A 4,691-nucleotide genomic window follows, 5' to 3' on the forward strand; every position below is an offset into this window, starting at 1 on the left:
GTTTCTGGGGGAGGCTGAAAGTCGGTTCAGGCGCGCAGGGTCGCGCCGCCGTCGACGAACAGGTTCTGCATCGTGATGTGCCTGGCCCGGTCCGAGGCCAGGAAGAGGACCGCGTCGGCGACGTCCGCCGGGTCGGCGATCCGGCGCAGCGGGATGCCGACCCGGTACGTCGACGGGTCGCCCGCGATCACGCGGCGCGGCCCCTCGTCGTCGGTCCACAAAGCACGCTGCATGTCGGTGTCGGTCGACCCCGGCGACACCACGTTGCACCGGACGCCGAACTCGGCCAGTTCCAGGCCGAGGCAGCGGGTGAACATCGTCGTGGCGGCCTTGGACGCGGCGTACGCGCCCATGTCCGTGCGGGGCACGCCCGACGCGTTCGACCCGACCGTCACGATCGCGCCCCGGCGGCGTGGTGCCATCCGCCGGGCGACCGCGCGCGACACGTGGAACACGCCGTCGGTGTTGACTGCGAACGTCGTGCGCCAGTCGTCGTCGGTCACGTCGAGGATGCGGCCGGTCCGCAGCACGCCCGCGACGTTGACCAGGATGTCGATGGGCCCGACCGAGCCCTCCACGTGCGCCACGGCGTCCTCGACCGCGTCCACGTCGGACACGTCGACCACGAGGTCTCCGTCGAGCACGTCCAGTCCGACGACCTTGACCCCTTCGTCGGCGAGCGCGTCGGCGACGGCGGCACCGATGCCGCGTCCCGCACCGGTGACCAGCGCCACCCTGCCCGCGATCCCGTGATCGGCCATGCTGTCACTCCTGGTAGATGCCCAAAACCGAGGATCACTCTCAAGGGTGATTTAGGCAAGGCTAACCTACCTGGACGGGCGGTCTCAACCCCGTCCCGAACGCCATTCCCGCAGCAGGAGCCACCCGAGGTACACGCCGCCGACGGCACCGGTGATCACGCCGACCGGCAGCTCGCCCGGCGAGGTGAGCCGCTGGGCGACGAGATCGCTGATCAGCAGCAGTGCTCCGCCGAGGAGTCCGGCGGGCAGCAGACCCGGTCCGCCCGACCCGGTGAGCCGACGCGAGACCTGGGGTGCGACCAACGCCACGAACGCGACGGGTCCCGCGCACGCCGTCGCGACGGCCGTCAACGCCACCGCGACCACGATCAAGGCCAACCGCGACCGTTCCACCCGGACACCGAGCCCCTTCGCCCCCTCGTCGCCGATGTCCAGGATGGACAGTGCACGACCGAGGATCAGCGTCACGGGAACCAGAATCAGCACGGTGAAGAACATCAGCGTGGCCTCGGGCCACCGCCGCTCGAACAGGCTGCCGACGATCCACACGGTCGCCGCGCGCGCGTCGTTCAGGTCCGCCCGCGTCACGAGGTAGTTGTTGAACGCGATCAGCATCGAACTGACCCCGATGCCGACGAGCACGAGCCGGTAGCCGTGCGCGCCCCGCTTGAGCGCCAACAGGTACACCACGGCCGCCGACACCAGACCACCGGCGAACGCGCCCAGCGCGGTCTGCGTGGTGCCACCGCTGAAAACCAGCAGCACCAACACCGCGCCGGTGGACGCGCCCTGCCCGAAACCCACGATGTCGGGGCTGCCCAGAGGATTGCGGGTCAGCGACTGGAACACCGCGCCGGACACGCCCAGCGCGATGCCGACCAGGATCGCGGTCAGCGCCCGGGGCAGGCGGCGGCGGTCCACGAACAGCTCGGCCAGGCGGCTGCCCTCGCCGAACACCGACGTGATCGCATCCGCCACGGTGATCGGGTACTCGCCCATGACCAGCGCGGCGAGCAGGGCACCGGCCGTGACGACCAGCAGGACCAGGCACACCCAGAGGGATCTGGCGTGCAGGCGGAAAGACACCCGTCCGGACGCGAGCCGGACGGTGGTCGGACGGGTCACGCTCACAGCTGCACCACCCGGCGGCGCCGCACCAGCATGATGAACACGGGCGCGCCGAGGAACGCGGTCACCAGACCGGCTTCGAGTTCGCTCGGCGGCACGACGACCCGGCCCAGCACGTCCGCGCCCAGCAGTAGGCACGGCGCCAGCAGCGCCGAGTACGGCAGCACCCACCGCTGGTCGGCGCCCACGAGCGAACGCGCGATGTGCGGCACGGTCAGGCCGATGAAGGAGAACGGTCCGGCGGCGGCCGTGGCCGCGCCGCACAGCAGGGTGATCGACGCGGCGGCGGTCAGCCGGACCCGGCCGAGGTTCGCGCCGAGCGCGCGGCCGGTCTCGTCGCCCAGCGCCACGACATTGAGCGGCCTGGCCAGCAGCAGCCCGACCACCAGGCCCACGGCCAGGAACGGCCCGACGCGCGTCAGGATGTCCAGGTCGCGCCCGGCCAGGCCGCCCACGATCCAGAACCTGAACTGGTCGAGCGCCTTGTCGTCGGCGAGCTGCACCGCGTAGGTGTAGGCGACGAGCACGGCGCTGATCGCGGTGCCCGCGAGCGCGAGCCGGACCGGTCCGGCCGCGCGGCCCGACGAGCCGAGCAGGTAGACGACCACGGCGGCGACCGCGGCACCCACGAACGCGAACCAGACGTACTCCAGCGGGCTGGTCAGACCCAGGAAGCTGATCGCGGACACGACGGCCGCCGCCGCGCCGCTGTTGACGCCGAGCAGACCGGGGTCGGCGAGCGGGTTGCGGGTCAGCGACTGCATCAGCGCGCCCGCGAGCCCGAGCGCGGCGCCGACCAGGATGCCCAGGATCGTGCGCGGAACCCGTTGGCCCACCACGACGAGCGCGTCATAGGACCCGTCCGGGTCGAACAGCACGTCGACCACTGTGGACAGTGGGACGGAGCGCGCGCCGACGGCGATGCTCAGCAACGCGAACAGGACCAGCACGCCGGTGCACAGCACCAGGCCGGTCACGCGCAGGCCGGTCAGCACGTCGACAGCTCCGCGAACTCGGTGAACAGCTCCGCGCAGACCGCGTGGTCGAACGCGTGCCAGCGGTCCGTCCACGGGTGCGAACCCGGCACGTCAACCCCCTCGTCGAACACCAGTAACAGGTCGACGTCCGGCCGCGTACCCAGCGGGACGCGCCGCGGCGGTGCGAGCCGGACGCCCAGTCGCCCCAGCGTCACCAACCACGGGTACAGCCGGGGGTCGACCACGGTCAGCCACCCGCGACGGGCGAACGCGAACCCGACCGTCCGGTCGCCGGAGGCGGTGCGCACCAGGCGTTTCGCGTCCTCGAACCGGGCGACCGCGTCCGCCGGTACCGGCGGGCAGCCCAGTGCCGACGCGAGCGCGCCGGCTTCGGCGAACACGTCCTCCAGCGACTGGCCGGGCGCTTTGAGCGTCAGGCCGACGGCCGGGAGGGCGGTGTCGCCGAGCAGCATCAGGTCCCGGCCGTGCGTGCGGTCGACCACGAGGTCGACGTCGCGCAGCAGGGCGGGGTCGGGCGTGGGGTCGTCCGGGGTGTCCAGCCGGGTCACGGTGTCGGGTCGCAACCCCACCGCGGTCAGGCACTCGTCGGACGGGTCGTCGCCGAGCGCGGCGGCGACCGGGCGGACGCCGGCGGCCCAGAGCGTGGAGGTGGCCAGGAGGTCGACCACCGCCACCCGCTCCGGCCGACGGGGCAGGGTCAGCTCGACCCCGCGCCCGTCGGTGTACCGCCACACATCCGCTCCCCGAAGTGGATCAGGCCGAGCCCAGCGCCTTGCGGATGTCGTCCAGGACGACGCCCGCGGCGATGGGGCCGCCGCGCGAGGTCCACGGCACGCCGTCCACGGTGACCACGTGCTTGGCGCCGACGGCCTTGAGCTTGGTCCACGTCGGGTTCTGCTCGGCCTGGGCCAGCGCCGCGGCGCCGTCGGAGTTGAGCGTGCCCAGGAAGATCCAGTCGGCGTCGAGGACGTCGAGCTTCTCCAGGCTGACCGCCTCGGACGGGCCGGTGCCGTCGGTCTGCTGCACCTGCGGGCGCTTGAGGCCCAGCTCGCTCACGACCGTGCTGGCGAAGTGCTGCTTCTGCAGGTACGACGGGCCCTGCGGGTTCCAGCGGACGAGGCTGACCTCGGCGGAGGCGTTGGCGCCCAACGCCTTCTTGGTCTCCTCGACCTTCTTGTCGTAGTCCTTGAGGACCTCGTCGGCCTTGGCCGACAGGTTCAGCGCGTTCGCGACGCCCTTGAGGCTGGTCTTCCAGTCGTCGGACACGATGCTCGTGACGACGGTGGGCGCGATGGCGTTGAGGTCGGCGAGCTGCGCCGGGTCCGGCTCGATGAAGTGGCCGTACAGGATGACGTCCGGCTTCGGGTCGAGCGCGGCGATGGCCTCGATGTCGGGCTCGACGATCTCGCCGACGAGCTTGACGTTCGGCACCTTCGCCGAGAGGTAGCCCGCGACGCTGTCGCCCTGGCGGGACTTGCTCGCGCCGATCGGGGTGACGCCGAGCGCGATCGCGGCGTCGAGGTCGGTCTCGGCGAGCGCGACGACGTTCTTCGGGTTGGCCGGCACGGTCACCTTGGCGCCGGTGGCGTCGGTGATGGTGCGGGGGCCGGTGTCCTGCGCGGCCGACGACGGCGCGGAGGAGGACGTGGTGGTCTCGCCGCCGGAGCCGCAGGCGGTCAGGGCGAGAGCGCCGATCAACGCGGCACCGAGCAGGCGCGCGGTTCTACTGCTGGACATCGTTCTCCCAGGGGAAAGCGGGTGGCGGAAGCGGTTGCACCCTACCTTGTGTTTAGGCGAGGCTAAC

5 protein-coding genes are annotated in these 4,691 nt (G+C 71.9%); all 5 read right to left on the reverse strand.

Going from position 1 to position 4,691, the window contains the following annotated elements; genetic code table 11:
• Positions 1-26: 26 nt before the first annotated feature.
• The 5 genes from F4559_RS21615 to F4559_RS21635 all read right to left on the reverse strand — a co-directional run bounded on the left by F4559_RS21615 (position 27) and on the right by F4559_RS21635 (position 4,624).
• A complete protein-coding gene (locus tag F4559_RS21615; protein WP_184671382.1) occupies positions 27-761 on the reverse strand; it encodes a 2,3-dihydro-2,3-dihydroxybenzoate dehydrogenase in 735 nt (244 codons plus the stop codon).
• Positions 762-845: 84 nt separating this feature from the next.
• Positions 846-1,892: a FecCD family ABC transporter permease gene (locus F4559_RS21620; protein WP_184671384.1), complete on the reverse strand. Its 1,047-nt coding sequence runs from the start codon at positions 1,890-1,892 to the stop codon at positions 846-848.
• A complete protein-coding gene (locus F4559_RS21625) occupies positions 1,889-2,884 on the reverse strand; it encodes a FecCD family ABC transporter permease (RefSeq protein ID WP_184671386.1) in 996 nt (331 codons plus the stop codon). Before F4559_RS21625 ends, F4559_RS21620 begins: the two co-directional genes overlap by 4 nt.
• Positions 2,878-3,621 carry a hypothetical protein gene (locus F4559_RS21630; RefSeq protein ID WP_184671388.1) on the reverse strand — a complete coding sequence of 248 codons (744 nt, stop codon included), beginning with the start codon at positions 3,619-3,621 and terminating at the stop codon, positions 2,878-2,880. The genes F4559_RS21625 and F4559_RS21630 overlap by 7 nt, the downstream gene beginning before the upstream one ends.
• A 19-nt stretch (positions 3,622-3,640) precedes the next feature.
• A complete protein-coding gene (locus F4559_RS21635) occupies positions 3,641-4,624 on the reverse strand; it encodes an ABC transporter substrate-binding protein (RefSeq protein ID WP_184671390.1) in 984 nt (327 codons plus the stop codon).
• Between the last annotated feature and the right edge of the window lie 67 nt (positions 4,625-4,691).

Source organism: Saccharothrix violaceirubra (genome assembly GCF_014203755.1).
GTDB classification, from domain to species: domain Bacteria; phylum Actinomycetota; class Actinomycetes; order Mycobacteriales; family Pseudonocardiaceae; genus Actinosynnema; species Actinosynnema violaceirubrum.